This window comes from Natrinema altunense (assembly GCF_000731985.1).
Classification (GTDB): Archaea; Halobacteriota; Halobacteria; order Halobacteriales; family Natrialbaceae; genus Natrinema; species Natrinema altunense.
The window spans coordinates 387747-405335 of record NZ_JNCS01000004.1 but is presented as its reverse complement, the minus strand read 5'-3'; the positions used below and the strand labels follow the sequence as shown (position 1 = coordinate 405335).

The following is a 17589-nucleotide window of genomic DNA, read 5'->3' as shown; positions in this document are numbered from 1 at the left end:
CCGAGTCGCCGACCGCACTAGTTCTCCGTGTCCCAGACGTCCGCCAACGGGCTCGAGCGCGACGACGAACGGTCGCTGCGTCCGCCGTCCGGATCCGTCCCGCCCGCTCGGTCCCGTCGTGCCGACCCGCGTTTCGAACGGGCGCTGGATCGACCGGCCGACTCGGAGTGCCGCCCGCCGAGCGCGGCCCGCGGGTCGAAGGCCGGGAGGTCGGGTCGCGACAGCCGATCGACCTGCGCTTCGAACCAGTCCGGCATGTCCGTCCGGGCGCGATCGAAACAGTCCAGCAGACTCGAGTCCGCCAGATACGTCGCGCCGTAGTCGTCGGGCGCGCGGACGACCCGCCCGCAAGCCTGAATGACGGTCCGGAGCGTCGTCCGATAGTACCACGCCCACTGGCCCTCCTCGAGTCGGTGGGCCACCCGCGAGTCGCTCGTGTTGAGGAACGGCGCTTTGCAGATGACCTGCCAGCGGCAGAGATCGCCCTTGAGATCCAGCGCTTCCTCCATCTTCACCGAGAGGAACACGTCGGGGTCGTCGCTCGCCTTCCAGGCCTCGAGCGCGGCGTCGCGGCCGTCGCGGTCGTGCGTTCGCACCCGATCGCCGACGCCGAAGTCCGCGAGGAGATCGGCGAGGCGCTCCTGAATGTCGTAGGAGTGGGCGTGGATCAGGCCCTTCTCGTCGGGATGGTGTTGCAGCAGCCGGACGATCGTCCGGGCGATCTTCGGCGTGGTCTCGTCGCGCTCGTCGTAGGTCATCTTCCCCTGGGTGACGTCGTACAGCGGCCGATTTTCGACGGGGAAGGTATGCTCGACGTCGACCAGGGCGACGTCGTCGGGGTCGAGCCCGACCTGCCGGCAGAACGCCGCCTTGTTGAGGATCGTCGCCGAGAGGAGCGCGAACTTGTTGCCCCGGTCCCAGACGGTGTGCTGGAGGTACTTTTCGGGGTTCATCGGCTTGATCGTCAGCGGCCCGCCCTGTGGTTCGTCGTCGGCCCCGGCGCTGCCGGCGTCGCGGGAGTGGCGTTCGGACTGATCGACCAACCACGTCGTCGGGCTCTGCGGGTCGCGGTAGTCGGAGACGAACCACTCGAGTTCCCCGATGAGTTCCTGCAAGCGGTCGCGCTCGCGCACGTCGGCGGGCGAGAGCGAGTCCTGTGCGAGCAGGTCGTCCTTGCGGCGCGTACACGTCCCCGCGAGGCTCTCGGCGTAGCGCACGACCCGCTCGACGTCGTCGACCTCGGGAACGCGCAACTCGTCCCAGAACGGGACGGTTCGCGGCCCCAGTTGGATGGTCGCGTACATCTCGGCCCACTCGGCGAGGCCGTGCGCTTCGTCGACGACGACGACATCGCGCTTGCGGAAGACCTCGCTGCCGGCGGTCTGCATGAAGTAGGCCAGCGTCATGGCCGCGATCTCGCGGTTCGATGCGATCGCACGGTCCGAGAAGTACGGACACCGGTGTTTGACGGAGCAGTCGTACCCCCGTTCGCGGACGCACGGTGCCTGATTGACCGGCGTATCGCGTTCGTCCGGCAGAATACAGGTGTAGTTCGACTTCCCGCGGATGACGTTGAGATCCGCCAGCAGATCGTCGGCCGCCACGTCGTCCAGCTGGGAGACCTGCGGTGTCGTGTAGTACGCACCCGTCGCGTCGCTGGGGGACCCCTCGCCCGCGCGGCGGGCACAGCCGGCGACGGCGCGGGCCAGCAGGGACTTGCCGCTGCCCGTCGGCGCGCGCACGAGCACGACATCGTTGCCGGCCGCGAAGGCATCGCGAATGTCCCGGAGCGCGTGCTCCTGGGTCCCGCGATAGCTCGGTGCGGGGAACGCCTCGAAGATCCGCTCGGTATTCACCGTTCGATCCAGGGCGCGGCCGCGTCCTAAAGGCTGCGGACCGTCGCGCTCGTTGTGAACCGGCCGAGCCGTGACGACCGGCAAACGAGGCGAAAGCGGCAGCTACCCACCGGTACCGACCGCCTACGGATCGCTGGTGACCGGCGGCCCGGCGGGTAGCCGCCCGATTACAAATACGAACTCCGCCGTCGGATCGACCCGCGGAAGGGTCGCTCAGCGGTAGAGCACCGCGGTGCCACCTGGTTCCGCGGCGGCATTTCGCCTCGTGGCGTTCGACTCCCACCCCTTCCGCTTGCGGCTGCGATCGGTCCGCGGTTGTGGCTGCGGACCGTAGTTGTGGGCCGCGGTCGTGGTTGTGGGCCGCGGTCGTGTGTGTTCGCCGAGGGCGGTGCGTCGGTACCGTCACGTTCGCCTCCATCCACACTCCTCGCCATTTTTCCCGCATCGACCCACCGATCACGACTCCCGGTAGCGGGTTACAGCGCGCCGAGCCGCGAGGTTTCGCCGTCGACCTGTTCTAACCGCTCGATGTCCTCAGTGGTCGGGTGGTCTGGAACGGCCTCGATACACGGGTAACACAGCAGATGGGAGGTCCCGTCCTCGAGTTCCAGAGTCATCGCGGTGCCGACGGTGCCGGCATCGGTGCCGAACGACCAGAGGTTGGCGATCCCGCCCGAAACGGTGACCGTTCGGCCGCAGCCGTCACAGGAAGCCTTCGACATACGCAACCGTGAGTCCCCGACGGTGAAAGACGTTCTCCCGGGCGACCAGTCGTCCGAGTCGCACCGTTCGGGTGGCGAGATCCCGCACAGCGGTTATGGGAGACAGCATCGTAGCGCCGCACATGGAGGTGGACTGTGCGGGCTGTGCCGGCTGCTGTCTGGACTGGCGACCGCTCCTCGAGAGCGATCCGGCGGCGACCGCCGCTCGAGACGACGCCGAGGGTGGCACCGGGTCCGACGCCGACCGAGGACGCCAGCGACTGCGTGACCCGGTCGACCGGACCGACACCGAGCAGGGAGCCCCGCGAGAGCCCCTCGACGACGGTGCCACCGTCGTCCCGCTGACCCGCGACGAGGGACGAGCGTTCCTCGAGCGCGGCATGGCCGCCGCCCTGCGGCCGCGATTCTGGCGCGCCCGTGACGAAGCGGACGGCGTCGAGATCGACGGCCACACCCTCGCAGCCGTCGCCGGCCGGCCGGTCTTCGTCGTCGGTCTCCGACGGCCGCCGAAGCCGGTCGCCCCGTTCGGTCGCGAGGAGTCGACGTGGCTGCCGGCCTGCGTCTTTCTCGATCCGACGACGCTGCAGTGTCGCATCCACGACCGCGAGTTCTATCCCGACGAATGCGGCGCGTATCCGAACCGTAACCTCGCGCTCGAGCAGGAGACCGAGTGCGAGCGCGTCGAAGCGGCGTTCGGCGGCGAGCGCCTGCTCGAGGCGGACCACGACGATCCGGACGGCCTGTTGCTCGGGCCGCGGGCGATCGGCGCGAAGCTCTTCTGTCATCCCCGGCCGGCCGATCTCGCGGGGATCGTCGACCGGGCCGCGACGGGGGACCTCACCCGACGGGACCGCGCCGAGCTCATCGCGGTCGCCGCCGCCTCGAGTCCCGGCACGCTGGCGATCTCCGACCACCACTACGAGTGGGCGAAAACGCGGGTGCTCGAGGCGGCGGACGACGGATCGTGGGTCGAGCCGGCGATCCGCGACTGGAACCGGCACTACCGGACGGCCGGCGAGACGGGACCGTCGCCGGCGATCGCCGACGGCATCGAGGTCGACCGGGGGGCACCCGAGACGCCGGGCTGGGGAACCCGCGAGTGAGATTAAGCCCCTGCAGTCCAAATGCGGGGTATGCGCGTACTCGTAACGGGAGCGACCGGGTTCGTCGGGCAGCGACTCGTCGCCGCGCTCCGTGCGGAGACGACACACGACGTGACGGTCCTCGTCAGGGATGCCGAGAGCTACGAGCCGCCCGACGGGATCACCGTCGTCGAAGGGGACGTCCTCGAGCCGGGCCGCTTCGAGGACGCGCTGGCGGACGTCGACGTCGCCTACTATCTGATCCACGCGATGGGATCGAGCGGCGACTTCGCCGAGCGGGACCGGCGGGCCGCACGGAACTTCGAACGAGCCGCGAGCGACGCGGGCACGGGGCGCGTGATCTATCTGAGCGGGCTCGGCAACGATGGCGACTCCCTCTCGAGTCATCTCGCCTCCCGCCGGGAGGTCGAGTCGATCCTCCGGGAGGGGACCGCCGACGTGACCGTCCTCAGGGCGGCGATCATCGTCGGCGACGGCAGCGCGAGCTTTCGGTTGGTACGCCAACTCGCGACGCGGCTCCCGGTGATGATAACGCCGCGGTGGGTCGACACCGACTGTCAACCGATCGCGATCGACGACGTGATCGCGTACTGTCTGGCGGTCCTCGAGCGCCCCGAGACAGCCGGCGAAACGTACGAAATCGGCGGGCCGGACGTGCTCACCTACCGCGAGATGCTGCTCGAGACCGCCGAGATCGAGACCGGTCGCCCCCCGCTTATCGTCCCCGTCCCGGTGTTGAGTCCGCGACTCTCGGCACACTGGGTCGGGCTCGTCACCGATGTTCCCCGGGAGGTCGCCTCCCCGTTGATCGAAGGCGTTCGCAACCGCGTCGTCGTCACGGACGACCGCCTCGAAGGGCTGGTCGATTTCGAGCCGACCCCGTTCGACGTCGCGGTTCGACGCGCCGTCGGCCTCGCGTCGGACGGTCCCGACGCGGTCGACCGCGCCGGGACGACGGCCCCGCCGAAGCGAGGCGAGAAATGACGCGGTCGCTCGAGTACGGCGAAACGTGGGTCTACGAGAGCCTCCTCGGGACGATTCCCGGCGTCCGCGTCTCGAGTCGGACGGCGATCGGGATACAGTTTCTCGGCTTCGAGGCGGCGATCGTCGCCGTCGCGGCGGCCTACGACCTCTGGGGGGCGGTGGTCCCCGGCACGGTCGCCGTCGTCGTCGCGACGGTCGGGAGCTGGCTCATGCTCCGGTTTAGCCGGAGCGTCCGCGAACTGCCCACCCCGACGGCCTACCGGCGGTTGCTGTTCGGCTCGAGCATCGACGTCGTTCTCGGCGTGCTCGCGTTCGTGGCGCTCGTCACCTACCTGTTCGTCGTCGATCCGAGGGGGGGCAACGCGGACGCGTCGCTGTTGACCGAGCTTTTCGGAGCCGAGCCGCCCGCGCTCGCCGTCGGACTCGCGTTGCTCGTCCTCTGGGACGTGGTGTATCGGATCGGGACCTGCTGGTGGGCGAGCGTCGTCGGACTGTGGCGGGCGATTACCTACGGGTTCGGACCGGAGCCGACACGAGCGTACCAGCGTATCGACGCGCTCAACGTCGGCTTCGCGGCGGTGCAGTTGCTGTTAGTGCCACTCGTCGCGGGTGACACGGTGTTGCTCGTCGCGGTCGTGGGCCACGTCGTCGCGGTCCTGATCGTCGCGACGCTCTCGATCGTGGGGCAGGGACGGCGAAAAACGAGCCGGACGGGGCCTGTCGATCACCGCTAATTCGACTTGATCTCCTCGAACGTATCGAGCAAGTCCTCGGCGGAGTCGCCGGAATCGTACTCGACCTCACCGTGATAGATCGTCCGCTCGTCGTCGAAATCGGCGTCGACCCTCGAGGCCTGTTGTTCGCGGCGCTCGTGTTCGTCTTCGTCATAGGCACCCATTGACATGGTTAGTATGGACATGGTACGGCGCTGCCGATTATTAATGTAACGGTCTATCACACCCATCGCCCGGCTGAAACGTATTCCGGCCCCGCGAGGCGATGTCTCCGGGCTCGAGCGAGCGAACCCGTTCGGCTGGCACAGCGAACGATATATCCCTCCCCGCGGCGTAGCATCGACCGTGGCACGGCCGCTTCGCTTTCGTTACTCGCCCCAGTCCTGGAGCGACGGGCGAGTCAAACGCGATATCCTCCAGCCGCTCCGTTCGAATATCGGCGCGCAGGAAGTCTCGCCGTGGTTCAAGTGCGGTGGCGACTGGCAGACACACCGCTTCGAGATGGAAAACGGCGACGTCGCGCTCTTCGCACGGAACGACGGTGACGCCTACTGGATGGGGAACACGGAAACGCCCTCCGCGCTCTGGAAAACCGACAAGTTCGGCTGGCGGAACGTCCCCTATCACGTCTCGCGGTGGGCCCAACGGGAACTGCTCGCGACGCTTCACGAGGCCGACCCCTGGCTCGCCGACTACCCGCACCTCTCGTGGTTTTTCCTGCCGGTGTTCATGTCGAAGGACGGTCGCGATTCGACCCGCTCGTTCTTCCGCGAACACGCCGGCGGCTTTCCCGACGCCGGCCGCCGGGAGGCGACCCGCTTCTTCGAGGACGTCCTCCGGACCGGCGTCTTAGACGAGTACCGACACGTCATGTCGGGCAAACTCGGCACCAGCGATCACGTCGACCGCGTCCGAATGAGCGCCGCGATGGCCGAGTTCATCGCCGCGAAAATCCTCACCGACGCGGGCTACGACCTGGTCCCGGAGATCGAAGTGACGACCGGACACTCGCTGGACTTCCGAGCCGAGAACGCCGAGACCACCGCCCTCGTGGAAGTCACGCGCCCGCAACCGCCGGGGAACCGCGCCGCCGCCGGCCCCGTTGCGGCCGTCCGCGACACCGCCGAGACTAAGACCAACGGCCAACTGGCCGAACACGGCGGCGGTGCCGTCCTCTTCGTCGACTGCTCGAGTTTCCGGGACGACGCCTGGGCCGCGGTTCGGGGCGAACAGCCCGACGTTCGCCACCGCCCCGCCGTCGTCTACCGCGTCCGGCCCAGCGGTCACGTCGAGGGGTATCGGAAAGGTGCAGTCCCCCTCGAGCTAGGCGATGCGATGACCCTTCTGGACTGACGGGCGATGCAGAACGACCGTCCCGCATCCGTCTCCGTCAGCGACTGCAACCGAGTGTGCCCTATTTGTAGGCTGGGATAGATAGCCACATGCATGCGTGCAGCAGTCCTCGAGGAACACGGTGAACCGCTGTCGATCGAAGACGTCGACGCGCCCGACCCCACGCCGGAGGGCGCGATCGTCGAGGTCGAAGCCTGCGGCGTCTGCCGGAGCGACTGGCACGGCTGGCAGGGTGACTGGGGCTGGCTCGGCCTCGAGACCGAGCCCGGACAGATCCTGGGCCACGAACCCGCCGGACGCGTCGTCGCCGTCGGCGAGGACGTCGAGGGGGTCGCCGAAGGCGACCACGTCGCGGTCCCGTTCAATCTCGGTGACGGGACCTGCCCGCAGTGCCAGCGGGGCCACTCCAACACCTGCGAGAACGTCATGCCGCTTGGCTTTATCGAGGACGCACAGGGTGCCTTCGCCGAACAGCTCCACGTCCCCGTCGCCGATCACAACCTCGTCACCCTCCCCGACGGCGTCTCCTCGGTCGACATGGCCGGCCTCGGCTGTCGCTTCATGACCTCGTTTCACGCGCTCGCCCACCGGGCCGACATCGGCGCGGGCGACTGGGTGGCGATCCACGGCTGCGGCGGCGTCGGCCTCTCGGCGGTCCACATCGCCGACGCGCTGGGCGGCAACGTCGTCGCGGTCGACCTGAAAGACGAGAAACTCGAGAAGGCCCGCGAACTCGGGGCCGTCGAGACGGTCAACGCCGAGGAGACGGCGAACGTCCCCGGCGAGGTGAAGGCGATCACCGACGGCGGGGCCGGCGTCGCGATGGATGCCCTCGGCATCGAGACGACCAGCCAGAACTCCGTGATGAGCCTCGAGACGCGCGGCCAGCACATCCAGGTCGGGCTCACGACCCAGGACGAACAGGGCATGGTCCACCTCCCGACCGACGCGATGGTCATGGGCGAAATCGAGTTCATCGGCTCGCTCGGGATGCCGCCGACCCGCTACGACGAAATCTTCCGGATGGTCGCGACGGGCAAGCTCGAGCCGGAAGAAGTAGTGTCCGAAACGATCGGACTCGAGGACGTCAGCGACAAACTCGACGCGATGACCGACTTCGAAACGGTCGGCATTCCGGTCATCGACACCTTCGACTAACCGTTGCTCTGTCGGTCGAGAGAGCGAGGCGAGCGAGGACCCCGCGCCAAACGTTCGATTAGAAGGAAACCGCGTCGGGCGAGTACGGGCTGCCGACCGGGGTCGGATCGCGGTCGCTGTAGCCGACGCGGCCGACGGCCTTGTCACTGACCGCGGAATAGACCGCAAAGCGCGCCTCCTCCGAGTTTTCGAAGGTTTCGGGCTCGAGGCGGGCGAGTACATCGCTGACCGTCTCGGTCCCGTTCGGGAGTTCGAGGGTCCGATCGCCGTACTCCTCGATCAGTTCCTCGGTCGTCGCTGGGTACTCGTGGTCGTCGATGACCTCGCCGGTGCCATTGAGCAGCATTACACGCTATTCCACGTGAACGATAATTATAAACATTGTCCATCCATGTTTCCTAGTAGCACTGCATACCTAATACACCTAGTAGGTCCTTAGAGATGGCGACGGTCGAGACGGGAGTGAAGAAACGCCTTTAGCAACGGGACCGTTCGGATACCGTATGCCATATGCGGACTTACACGTCCACACGACCCGCTCGGACGGCAGCCTCGCGCTCGAGGCGGTCCCCGAGGCCGCTCGCCGCGGCGGCGTCGAGGTCGTCGCGGTGACGGATCACGATCGGGTCCAGCCCTTCGACGGGCCGGTCGTCGAGCGCGACGGGGTGACGCTCGTACACGGGATCGAGTTACGGGTCGAGACGCCGGGGGGACAGCGGATCGACCTGCTGGGGTACGGGCTCGAGCCGAGCGCGTCGCTCGAGGCGATTCTCGCCGACATTCAGGACAACCGGATCGAACGCGGGCGGGCGATCGTCGACTGCGTGGAATCGCGACTGGGGATCGATCTCGACGTAACCGTCGACGGCGGGTTCGGGCGACCGCACATCGCGCGAGCGATCGAGGCCCACCCCGAAACCGAGTACGACTATCAGGGCGCGTTCGATCACCTCATCGGCTCCGACTGTCCGTGTTACGTGCCCCGAGACGTCCCGTCGTTCGAGACGGGACGTGATGCACTGGCCGAGTCGTGTCGACTCGTCTCGCTTGCGCATCCGCTGCGATACCGGGAACCGGAACGCGCGCTCGCGCTGGCGGCCGACCTCGACGCCGTCGAACTCCAGTATCCCTACGGCCGGGACGTCGACCGCGAGCCGGTCGAGCAAGCCATCGAACGCCACGACCTGCTTGCAACCGGCGGCAGCGACGCCCACGACGAACGCCTGGGAATCGACGGCCTCTCTCGGCGTGCGTACGACCGACTCGAGTTGGCAGACGACTAACCCAAATCCTGGCCGCTAGCGGAGGGTTCAATGTGACGTGGTTCCAACGGCGGGATATGAACTGCCACTACTGTGACCGCGAGGCTGCCTTTGCGGCTGAGTCCGACGGACTCAAGGTCGGCCTCTGCGAGGAACACTTCCGCGAGCGGTTACAGGAACTCGCCGAAGCCGACGGGCTCGAGAGCCTGAAGGAAAAAGTCGACGTCGATCGCGCCGAGTAAGCGTCGCCGCGTCGGTTCAAGCCGTTCGTCCGGCGTCGACATCGATGGCGTCGACCGGACAGACGTCGACACAGAGCATACAATCGATACACTGTGCTTCGTTCGCCGGATCGGCCTTCTCTTCGCTCTCGGGGTGACCCGGCGTGTCGATCCACTCGAAGACGTCGACGGGACAGTCCTCGACGCAGGCACCGTCGGCGAGACAGATGTCGAAGTCGACGGCGACGTGCGTCCCGTGGATACCGAGCTCTTCGGGTTCGTCGACGGGACCCCAGACCGAGTGGCCCTCGTGTTCGTCGACCTGGTCGCGGTTCTCGTGGAACTGCGGGTCTATGGCCATTGCTAGCAGCTTAAATGTGAGACGCGTACTTAAAAGTGCGTACTCGCTGCAGTTCGCGTTACGACGGGACCGGCGGAACGCGACAGCGCGTACGTCGCGGACCGTGGGACGACCGAGTAGATCGCCGAGCGACGGATCGGGATGGCTGCTCCGGACCCGACAGCGGCGAGGATCGATCCGCGAGCGAGGCGCTTTTGCGACTCCTCTCGAAAACACGGATATGGATCTCACCCATCGCCCCCGGCGGCTCCGACAGGATCGCGTTCGCGACCTCGTCAGCGAAACGAGCCTCGAGCCCGCCGATCTCATCGCGCCGGTGTTCGTCGATGCGACGACCGACGAGCGCACCCCCATCGAGTCGATGCCCGGCCACGACCGCGTGCCGATCGACGGGATCGTCGCCCGCGTCGAGGAAGTCCTCGAGACGGGCGTCGAGGCGGTCATGCTCTTTGGCATCCCCGAATCGAAGGACCCCGAGGGGAGCCGCGCCTGGGCCGACGACGGCGTCGTACAGGAGGCGGTGCGGCGGATCACCAGCGAGACGGACGCCTACGTCATTACAGACGTGTGCCTCTGTGAGTACACCGATCACGGTCACTGCGGCCCGCTCGAGGAGGAGCTACGCAGCGAGGGCGCCCTCGAGGACGGGGCGGCCTGCGAGCCCACGATGACCGTCGATAACGACGCGACGCTCGCGGCCCTGGAGAAGATCGCGACCTCCCACGCCCGTGCGGGCGCTGACATGGTCGCCCCGAGCGGGATGATAGACGGAATGGTCGGAACCATCCGGTCGGCGCTCGACGAAGCGGGGTTCGAACACGTCCCGATCATGAGCTACGCGGCCAAGTACGAGAGCGCATTCTACGGCCCATTTCGGGACGCCGCCGACGGCGCGCCCGCGTTCGGGAACCGCCGGCACTATCAGATGGATCCGGCCAACGCTCGCGAGGCCGTGCGAGAGGTCCGCCTGGACGCCGAACAGGGCGCGGACGTGATGATGGTCAAACCCGCGCTCCCGTACCTCGACATCATCAGCACCGTTCGCAGCGAGTTCGACCACCCCGTCGCCGCCTACAACGTCTCCGGCGAGTACGCCATGCTTCAGGCCGCCGCCGAGAAGGGCTGGCTCGAACTCGAGGCGGTCGCCACGGAATCGCTGCTGTCGATCAAGCGGGCAGGTGCGGATATCATCGTGACGTACTTCGCCGAAGACGTTGCACAGCGGCTGTAACGACGGTCTCGACCGCTGCCGATTCTCTCGTGTGAGCCACCGAAGCGAAACCGACCACGTTCTGCCGCTGAGACCGGTCGATTAGACGAACGTCAATATCGCCCTCGGATCGCGTGACGGGGCGGCAATATCTGCCGCGCGAGAGCGCAGTCGCGTCGTGATGGCCCGTTCAGGCGACGGTCCGAGAGGAAAACAGTCGATTTCGAGCCGATCACCGCCCGTTCCTGGTTGACAAACGAGTGAAATATTACCGTCGCTCGAAAAAGACGTGATTTCCAACGCCCTTATACACATTAAACCTGCTTTAGCATTGGACGGATAGACCTATTACAGCCAATATTTCACCATTCGTCAACGCTAATCCTTAAATAGAACAGAGATAATCGGATCAAACGTGATTAAGAAGACGATCATGGACGAGACTGCACTAAAAGAGGACGATCGTATGGTGGATGGGGTTAGTGTGCAGGAGAGAGGGGTGGGCGTCTGATGGAGCCGACGCTCCTGCAGACCGACGTGGACCCACAGGTCATCGCCGACGGAGTCAATCTCCTGTGGGTGCTGGTCGTGACCTTCCTGATCTTCTTCATGCACGCCGGCTTCGCCATGCTCGAGGCGGGGCAGGTGCGCTCGAAGAACGTCGCCAACCAGTTGACGAAGAACCTGTTGACCTGGAGCGTCGGGGTCGCCGTGTTCTTCCTGATCGGGGCGGCGATCTCCGGCGTCGTCGGTGGCGATGGGTTCTCGCTGACGTTGGCCGCCGAAAACCCGAACGCATGGGTCGACTGGCTGTTCGGTGCCGTCTTCGCGATGACGGCAGCAACCATCGTGTCGGGAGCCGTCGCTGGCCGTGCGAAACTCCGCGCGTACGTCGGCTACACCTTCGTGCTGGCCGCGGTCATCTACCCGGTCGTCGCCGGGATGGGGTGGGGCACGGCAGGGCCGCTCACTGCAGATGGCGCGCTCGGTGACCTCATCGGAGCCGGGTTCCACGACTTCGCCGGCGGGATGATCGTCCACGGAATGGGAGGTATCGCCGGTCTCACCGCTGCCTGGGTGCTCGGCCCGCGCATGGACCGGTACAACGACGACGGCAGTGCGAACGTCATTCCCGGCCACTCGCTGACTTTCGCCGTGCTCGGAACGCTCATCCTCGCGTTCGGCTGGTACGGCTTCAACGTCGGGACCGCAGCGACCGTCTTCGAGGTCACCGATTCCGGTGAACTCGCGCTCGCTTCCTTCGCGACCGTCGGCCGCGTCGCCCTGACCACGACGCTCGCGATGGCGTGTGGTGCGATCGGAGCCGGCCTCGTCGCGTGGCTCAAGACCGGCAAGGTCGATACGCTCTACGTCGCGAACGGCCTACTCGCCGGGCTGGTCGGCATCACCGCGATCCCCGACACCACTGCGTGGTGGGGCGCGTTCGTCGTCGGCGGCATCGCCGGCGCGCAGTTGCCGATCGTCTTCGAGTTCGTCGAGGAATATCTGAAGATCGACGACGTCTGTGCGGTCTTCCCCGTTCACGGCTCTGCGGGTATCATCGGAACGCTCCTGTTCCCGTTCGTGGCGGCCCCGGGCGTCGTCGATAGCGTCGGAACCGCGTTCGCGGCGCAGATCGCTGGCGTCGCGGTCATCACCGTCTGGACGGTCGCTGCGACCGCACTCGTCTTCGGCGCGTTCAAGGCCGTCGGACAGGCCCGCGTCTCCGAGGAACACGAACGCGACGGCCTCGACGTCTCCGAACACGGCGTCGACACCTACCCCGAATTCGGTCAGCCCGACGTCGCCACCGACGGCGGCCACACGGAGGAGATCATCCGTTCCGACGGCGGCGAGCCGAACGACGGGCGGATCAAGATGGTCACCGCGATCGTCCGCCCCGACCGCCTCGGCGCGATCAAGCAGTCGCTGGCCGAAGCTGGCGCACCGTCGCTGACCGTCACCAACGTCTCCGGTCGCGGCTCTCAGCCCGCGAAGACGGGCCAATGGCGCGGCGAGGAGTACACGGTCGATCTCCATCAGAAGGTCAAAATCGAATGCGTCGTCGCCGACATTCCCGCCCAGGAGGTCGTCGATGCCATCCGTGAGGGTGCCGAAACCGGCGAACCCGGCGACGGCAAGATCTTCGTCATGCCCGTCGAGGGCGCGACGCAGATCCGCACCGGCAAGACCGGACCCGACGCCGTCTGAATTCGGGACGCGACCGGCCGTACGATCCCCGTAGATTCGATCGGGGACGCCGGCAGTCGATGCGGTCTCGTCCGGTTCTCGAGCGTCCACGAGCGGCGGGTGAGCGGCCGCGGGACCGACCCCACGCGTACACGTTCGGCGTCTCCGCCGGCGGATCGGCGTCGAACCTCGGTACTACTTTGCCTCGCGACTGCGAAAGCCCGTGCATGACCGAGGACAATTCACGCGAGCTGTACGACCGGGCGCTATCGGTGATGCCCGGCGGCGTCAACTCGGCGGTCCGCGCGGCGATCGAACCCTATCCGTTCTTCGTCCGGAAAGGCGAAGGCGGTCACGTCATCGACGCCGACGGGAACCGCTACATCGACTGGGTGATGGGACTCGGCCCGCTGCTGTTGGGTCACGACCTCCCCGAACCGGTCCAGGCCGCCATCCAGCAGAAGGCCAGCGAGGGGCCGATGTACGGCACGCCCACGCCGGTCGAAGTCGACCTCTCGGAGTTCGTCGTTCGTCACGTCCCCAGCGTCGAGAAGATCCGGTTCGTCAACTCCGGGACCGAGGCCACCACCTCCGCCGTGCGACTCGCGCGGGGGTACACCGGCCGGAACAAGATCGTCGTCATGCAGGGCGGCTATCACGGTGCCCAGGAGTCGACGCTGGTCGAGGGCGACGCCGACGATCCGAAACCGTCCTCGGCGGGGATTCCACAGTCGTTCTCCGAGCACACCCTTCCCGTCCCGTTCAACGACGAAGACGCCATGCGCGAGGTCTTCGAAGAACACGGCGACGACATCGCGGCGGTCCTCACCGAACCCATTCTGGGGAACTACGGCATCGTCTACCCCGAATCGGGCTACCACGAGTTCCTCCGCGAGATCACCGACGACCACGGCTCCCTGCTGATTTTCGACGAGGTCATCACCGGCTTCCGCGTCGGTGGATTGGGCTGTGCACAAAGCGAGTTCGGCGTCACGCCGGACCTGACGACGTTCGGCAAGATCATCGGCGGCGGCTTCCCCGTCGGCGCGATCGGCGGTCGCGCCGAGATCGTCGAGCAGTTCACGCCCTCCGGCGACGTCTTCCAGGCCGGCACCTTCTCGGGTCACCCCGTCACGATGGCCGCCGGCCTCGAGACGCTGCAGTTCGCCGCCGCGAACGACGTCTACGACCACGTCAACGGGCTCGGCGACCGACTCCGGCACGGGCTGACCGACATCGTGGCCGATCAGGCCCCTAGCTATACCGTCACCGGAACCGACAGCATGTTCAAAGTGATCTTCACGCGGGATGGGCCGGGTCCGGACTCGCTCGAGGAACAGTGCGAGGCCGGCTGTCGCCAGGACCCGACCTGTTCGCGATACGACTACTGTCCGAAAAACGCCGCGGACGTCAAAAACGCCGAGACGGAACGTTGGCGGCGCATCTTCTGGGGCGAAATGAAAGATCGGGACGTCTTCCTCTCGCAGAACCAGTTCGAGTGTCAGTTCGTCAGTTACGGCCACACCGTCGCGGACGTCGAGGAGACACTCGAGGCGTACAAGGAAGCGCTCTGACCGCGTCCTGATCGCCCGACGGCGAAAGCGCCGAGAGCGGCGGTATCGGTGTGACCGACCGGGGACAGCTCGCTGACGCATTCCCGGTCGGCCTTCTCTCAACGCGTTTCCGGTCGGTCTCCTTCTCGACGCGTGTCGCGGGTTCGCCGTCGACACTGGTTTCGATCCAGCCCGCGGCGGCCTCGTTCGCCAGTGCCGGAACTGCGCCCCCGAGTCGATACGGGTGACGCGAACGAGACGGTGCTTTCGTCCGCGCGTTCGATCGGTCCGTCAGCGGAGCCGACGGCGTCGCGGCCACGCGGCTCACGAGTACCGACCGAGCGTCGAACGGCGAAAACGGAACCGGAGCGACGGGGTCAGTCGTCGTCGCTGACCGGGTCGGCCGGGGTGCGGTCGCCGAAGATCCGGTCGGCGATGACGTGACCGCTCGTCTCCTCGGCGGTCGCCTTCCGCTGGAAGAGGAGTTTCGCGACGACGTCCCAGGCGAACAGAACCGCTCCGAGGATCAACAGCGTATCACCGGGCATACGCAGCCAGAACAGCGTCTGGATGAGCCCGCCGTTGTAGAACTCGAGGCTCCGCGAGGCGGCATACCCCTGCGTGAACGCGGTCTCGAGTTGGAGGAAGCCGACGGGGAGCAGCGACAGGAACAGCATCAGCGCGAGGCCGAGGTTGCACAGCCAGAACGACCAGCGCAGCCGGCGTTCGGACCAGTGAGTGTTACGGGTGGTCACCCGGAGGATGTAGACGGCCATCCCCATCGCCAGGAAGCCGAACGCGCCGAACATCGCGCCGTGGGCGTGGGCGACGGTGAGGTAGGTCCCGCTCTCGAAGTAGCTGATCACCGGCAGGTTGATGAAGAAGCCGATCACGCCGGCCCCGAAGAAGTTCCAGACGGACGAGGCGACGATGAAGTAGAAGGCCATCCGGTAGGGGAAGTCCGTTCCGGCGGTGTCCATCGCACGGTACTGTCCCAGCGCCTCGTAGAGGATAAAGAGCAGCGGGATGAACTCGAGGGTCGAGAAGACGCTCCCGATCGGCAGCCAGACCTCGGGGAGGCCGGCCCACCAGTAGTGGTGAGAGACGCCGATGATGCCGCTGCCCATGACCAGCGCGGCCTGGAAGATGACGGCCTTCTCGGCGGATTTCTTAGTGAGCAGGTTCATCGAGACCAGCGTCAGCGCGATGACGACGATGATGAAGAACTCGAAGACGCCCTCGACCCACATGTGGACGACCCACCAGCGCCAGAACTCCGTCATGACGAAGTTCGTCTCGGGCGTGTAGAGGAAGCCGGCCATGAACAGCAGGCCGATCGACCCGCCCGCGTAGACGATCATATGGGCTAGCCCGTAGCGCGGTTCGCGGTCGAGTAACGGTTTGAATCCGCGTGCGACCAGGGCGGTCCAGCCGAGGAAGCCGACCAGCAGTCCGGCCTGCCAGATACGGCCGATCTCGACGTACTCCAGCCCCTCGTTGCCCAGGAGCCACCAGAGTTGGCCGTCGAAGACGTTGTTGATGCCAAGCCAGATACCGGCCAGGCCGCCGACGGCGACGACGAGCAACGCACCGATCAGGCCCTTGATGTAGCGGGCCTGCTTGCGCGGCTCGTGGCCCGTCAACAGCGGCGCGAGGAACAGGCCGGCACCGAGCCACATCGTGGCGATCCAGAGCACGCCGAGGTCGACGTGCCAGGTCCGGGCGATCGACCAGGGGAGCCACTGGAGGATGTCGAACCCGATCAGTTCGCTGAGGCCGAAGAAGCCGTCGCGCTCGATGTAGTAGTGGGCGAGCAGCCCGCCGAGGAACGTCTGGAGGACGAACAGCACCGCCCCGATGAGGATGAATCTGGTACTCAGTAGCTGACTCGGCGTCAGATCGATCTCCTTCGGATGGGGGATCGAGACGCCCCCGGCCTCCGGCTCGGGGAGTTCGACGGCCTGGTAGAGCCAGATCGCGATCCCGGCACCGGCGACCAGCAACACCATCGCGATGACGCTCCAGGTCATCACGGCCCCGCCGGCGTCGTTACCCGCGGCCGGCGAGTACGGGAAGTCGTTCGTGAACGAGACGTCGGTTCCCGGACGGTCAGTGTGGGAAATCCAGGCGGTCCACAGCGCGAAGTCGGCGAACTGCTCGGCCTCTTCCTCCGTCGGAATCAGCCCCTCCTGAATCCCCCGCTCGCGGTCGCCCTCGTGGTACGTCTCGACGTAGTCCTGACGCACCTGCTCGTGGGCGTACGCCTCCGCCGCGGAGTACTCGACGTGCTCGCCGTGGGTACTCGACTGGAGTTCCTGGCGAACCGTCTCGTCGATCGCGGCCCGTTCAGGCGTCTCGAGGTCCTCGTAGGCCGTCTCGTACGTTTCTTGCGCGTAGTAGTCGCGCATGTAGTCGGTCTTCAACTCGAGGGTATCGGCCGTGTAGTCGACGTCGTAGTAACTACCGCGGCCCAGCATCGACCCCTGATTCATCAAGCCGTTCTCCTGAAAGACGGCTTTCCCGGACTGAACGTCGTCGCTCGTCGCGACCGTTTCGCCGTCCGGACCGACGATCGTGTTAGGGATCTCCGGTTCGTTCTCGTAGGAGAGCCACGCCCCGCCGCCCATGACGACGAGGTTCACGACGAAAATCGTCGCGAGAAACATGGCGAGTTGTTTTCTGGATATCTGCATGACGATCGTAACTCGAACCTGAACCCCCCTCAAATAACCCAGTAGTTCCTATGATCTGGAAGAAGGTCCGAACACGTTCGCAGGGGCTGTTAGGGGACGTGAGTTCGTAGCGATCCCCGCAACCGTCCGCCGATCGACGGCGGTCGGGGGGCTCCGACCCGCCCCCGGAAGCGGAACGGGCGAAAACGG

Annotated in this window: 16 protein-coding genes and 1 tRNA gene; 11 read left to right on the top strand and 6 right to left on the bottom strand. The window is 66.4% G+C overall.

Translation table 11 applies throughout. From position 1 onward, the window contains the following. Positions 1 to 17: 17 nt before the first annotated feature. Positions 18 to 1856: a helicase C-terminal domain-containing protein gene (locus ALTAJ2_RS10905; protein ID WP_007110137.1), complete on the bottom strand. Its 1839-nt coding sequence runs from the start codon at positions 1854 to 1856 to the stop codon at positions 18 to 20. A gap of 202 nt (positions 1857 to 2058) precedes the next feature. On the opposite strand from ALTAJ2_RS10905, the gene ALTAJ2_RS10900 reads away from it, so the two are divergent. Beyond that, positions 2059 to 2147 (top strand) — tRNA-Gly (locus ALTAJ2_RS10900). Between the two features lie 185 nt (positions 2148 to 2332). Here the strand turns inward: ALTAJ2_RS10900 and ALTAJ2_RS10895 are convergent. After that, positions 2333 to 2578, bottom strand: coding sequence for a DUF7561 family protein (locus tag ALTAJ2_RS10895; protein ID WP_007110136.1), 246 nt, complete (start codon positions 2576 to 2578; stop codon positions 2333 to 2335). A 122-nt stretch (positions 2579 to 2700) separates the two neighbouring features. On the opposite strand from ALTAJ2_RS10895, the gene ALTAJ2_RS10890 reads away from it, so the two are divergent. From ALTAJ2_RS10890 to ALTAJ2_RS10880, 3 genes are read left to right on the top strand one after another with little or no spacing between them, the layout of a single operon-like run. Beyond that, positions 2701 to 3681 carry a YkgJ family cysteine cluster protein gene (locus tag ALTAJ2_RS10890; protein ID WP_007110135.1) on the top strand — a complete coding sequence of 327 codons (981 nt, stop codon included), beginning with the start codon at positions 2701 to 2703 and terminating at the stop codon, positions 3679 to 3681. Between the two features lie 30 nt (positions 3682 to 3711). After that, the gene (locus ALTAJ2_RS10885; RefSeq protein WP_007110134.1) at positions 3712 to 4665 is read left to right on the top strand and encodes an NAD(P)H-binding protein; all 954 of its coding nucleotides are present in this window, start codon (positions 3712 to 3714) and stop codon (positions 4663 to 4665) included. Beyond that, on the top strand, positions 4662 to 5399 hold the full coding sequence (locus tag ALTAJ2_RS10880) for a DUF7530 family protein (RefSeq protein ID WP_007110133.1): 738 nt from the start codon (positions 4662 to 4664) through the stop codon (positions 5397 to 5399). The genes ALTAJ2_RS10885 and ALTAJ2_RS10880 overlap by 4 nt, the downstream gene beginning before the upstream one ends. Here ALTAJ2_RS10880 and ALTAJ2_RS19170 read toward each other — a convergent pair. Then, the gene (locus ALTAJ2_RS19170) at positions 5396 to 5569 is read right to left on the bottom strand and encodes a DUF5786 family protein (RefSeq protein WP_006184906.1); all 174 of its coding nucleotides are present in this window, start codon (positions 5567 to 5569) and stop codon (positions 5396 to 5398) included. The genes ALTAJ2_RS10880 and ALTAJ2_RS19170 overlap by 4 nt on opposite strands. Positions 5570 to 5744: 175 nt before the next feature. Here ALTAJ2_RS19170 and ALTAJ2_RS10875 point away from each other — a divergent pair, with 175 nt between their 5' ends. After that, complete coding sequence (locus ALTAJ2_RS10875; RefSeq protein WP_007110132.1) at positions 5745 to 6752, top strand: DUF5784 family protein; 1008 nt, start codon at positions 5745 to 5747, stop codon at positions 6750 to 6752. 93 nt (positions 6753 to 6845) lie between these two features. Then, positions 6846 to 7910 (top strand): zinc-dependent alcohol dehydrogenase family protein, encoded by a 1065-nt coding sequence (locus tag ALTAJ2_RS10870; protein ID WP_007110131.1) that lies wholly within the window; start codon positions 6846 to 6848, stop codon positions 7908 to 7910. A gap of 58 nt (positions 7911 to 7968) precedes the next feature. Here ALTAJ2_RS10870 and ALTAJ2_RS10865 read toward each other — a convergent pair whose 3' ends face one another. Continuing rightward, the gene (locus tag ALTAJ2_RS10865) at positions 7969 to 8256 is read right to left on the bottom strand and encodes a DUF5789 family protein (RefSeq protein ID WP_007110130.1); all 288 of its coding nucleotides are present in this window, start codon (positions 8254 to 8256) and stop codon (positions 7969 to 7971) included. A 157-nt stretch (positions 8257 to 8413) separates the two neighbouring features. On the opposite strand from ALTAJ2_RS10865, the gene ALTAJ2_RS10860 reads away from it, so the two are divergent. Further along, positions 8414 to 9193: a PHP domain-containing protein gene (locus ALTAJ2_RS10860; RefSeq protein WP_007110129.1), complete on the top strand. Its 780-nt coding sequence runs from the start codon at positions 8414 to 8416 to the stop codon at positions 9191 to 9193. A gap of 56 nt (positions 9194 to 9249) precedes the next feature. Next, entirely contained in the window at positions 9250 to 9414 is a 165-nt protein-coding gene (locus ALTAJ2_RS19715) for a DUF6757 family protein (protein WP_006183007.1), read from the top strand. A 16-nt stretch (positions 9415 to 9430) separates the two neighbouring features. Here the strand turns inward: ALTAJ2_RS19715 and ALTAJ2_RS10855 are convergent, their stop codons facing one another. Beyond that, positions 9431 to 9754: a 4Fe-4S dicluster domain-containing protein gene (locus ALTAJ2_RS10855; protein ID WP_006184912.1), complete on the bottom strand. Its 324-nt coding sequence runs from the start codon at positions 9752 to 9754 to the stop codon at positions 9431 to 9433. 220 nt (positions 9755 to 9974) lie between these two features. Here ALTAJ2_RS10855 and hemB point away from each other — a divergent pair, with 220 nt between their 5' ends. The 3 genes from hemB (at position 9975) to hemL (ending at position 14728) form a co-directional block, all read left to right on the top strand. After that, positions 9975 to 10985: a porphobilinogen synthase gene (hemB, locus tag ALTAJ2_RS10850; RefSeq protein ID WP_007110128.1), complete on the top strand. Its 1011-nt coding sequence runs from the start codon at positions 9975 to 9977 to the stop codon at positions 10983 to 10985. A gap of 489 nt (positions 10986 to 11474) precedes the next feature. Further along, positions 11475 to 13175 (top strand): ammonium transporter, encoded by a 1701-nt coding sequence (locus tag ALTAJ2_RS10845; protein ID WP_007110127.1) that lies wholly within the window; start codon positions 11475 to 11477, stop codon positions 13173 to 13175. A gap of 206 nt (positions 13176 to 13381) precedes the next feature. Next, positions 13382 to 14728 carry a glutamate-1-semialdehyde 2,1-aminomutase gene (gene hemL / locus ALTAJ2_RS10840; RefSeq protein WP_007110126.1) on the top strand — a complete coding sequence of 449 codons (1347 nt, stop codon included), beginning with the start codon at positions 13382 to 13384 and terminating at the stop codon, positions 14726 to 14728. Between the two features lie 356 nt (positions 14729 to 15084). On the opposite strand, the gene ALTAJ2_RS10835 is transcribed toward hemL, so the two are convergent. Then, entirely contained in the window at positions 15085 to 17400 is a 2316-nt protein-coding gene (locus ALTAJ2_RS10835; RefSeq protein ID WP_007110125.1) for a nitric-oxide reductase large subunit, read from the bottom strand. Positions 17401 to 17589 lie beyond the last annotated feature (189 nt).

Bases quoted from the DNA above. Each gene is read 5' to 3' on its own strand.
- ALTAJ2_RS10870 (WP_007110131.1), top strand. From the start codon at position 6,846: ATGCGTGCAGCAGTCCTCGAGGAACACGGTGAACCGCTGTCGATCGAA.
- ALTAJ2_RS10880 (WP_007110133.1), top strand. From the start codon at position 4,662: ATGACGCGGTCGCTCGAGTACGGCGAAACGTGGGTCTACGAGAGCCTC.
- ALTAJ2_RS19715 (WP_006183007.1), top strand. From the start codon at position 9,250: ATGAACTGCCACTACTGTGACCGCGAGGCTGCCTTTGCGGCTGAGTCC.
- ALTAJ2_RS10860 (WP_007110129.1), top strand. From the start codon at position 8,414: ATGCCATATGCGGACTTACACGTCCACACGACCCGCTCGGACGGCAGC.
- ALTAJ2_RS19170 (WP_006184906.1), bottom strand. From the start codon at position 5,569: ATGTCAATGGGTGCCTATGACGAAGACGAACACGAGCGCCGCGAACAA.
- ALTAJ2_RS10895 (WP_007110136.1), bottom strand. From the start codon at position 2,578: ATGTCGAAGGCTTCCTGTGACGGCTGCGGCCGAACGGTCACCGTTTCG.
- ALTAJ2_RS10845 (WP_007110127.1), top strand. From the start codon at position 11,475: ATGGAGCCGACGCTCCTGCAGACCGACGTGGACCCACAGGTCATCGCC.
- hemB (WP_007110128.1), top strand. From the start codon at position 9,975: ATGGATCTCACCCATCGCCCCCGGCGGCTCCGACAGGATCGCGTTCGC.
- ALTAJ2_RS10890 (WP_007110135.1), top strand. From the start codon at position 2,701: ATGGAGGTGGACTGTGCGGGCTGTGCCGGCTGCTGTCTGGACTGGCGA.
- ALTAJ2_RS10865 (WP_007110130.1), bottom strand. From the start codon at position 8,256: ATGCTGCTCAATGGCACCGGCGAGGTCATCGACGACCACGAGTACCCA.
- ALTAJ2_RS10885 (WP_007110134.1), top strand. From the start codon at position 3,712: ATGCGCGTACTCGTAACGGGAGCGACCGGGTTCGTCGGGCAGCGACTC.
- hemL (WP_007110126.1), top strand. From the start codon at position 13,382: ATGACCGAGGACAATTCACGCGAGCTGTACGACCGGGCGCTATCGGTG.
- ALTAJ2_RS10835 (WP_007110125.1), bottom strand. From the start codon at position 17,400: ATGCAGATATCCAGAAAACAACTCGCCATGTTTCTCGCGACGATTTTC.
- ALTAJ2_RS10855 (WP_006184912.1), bottom strand. From the start codon at position 9,754: ATGGCCATAGACCCGCAGTTCCACGAGAACCGCGACCAGGTCGACGAA.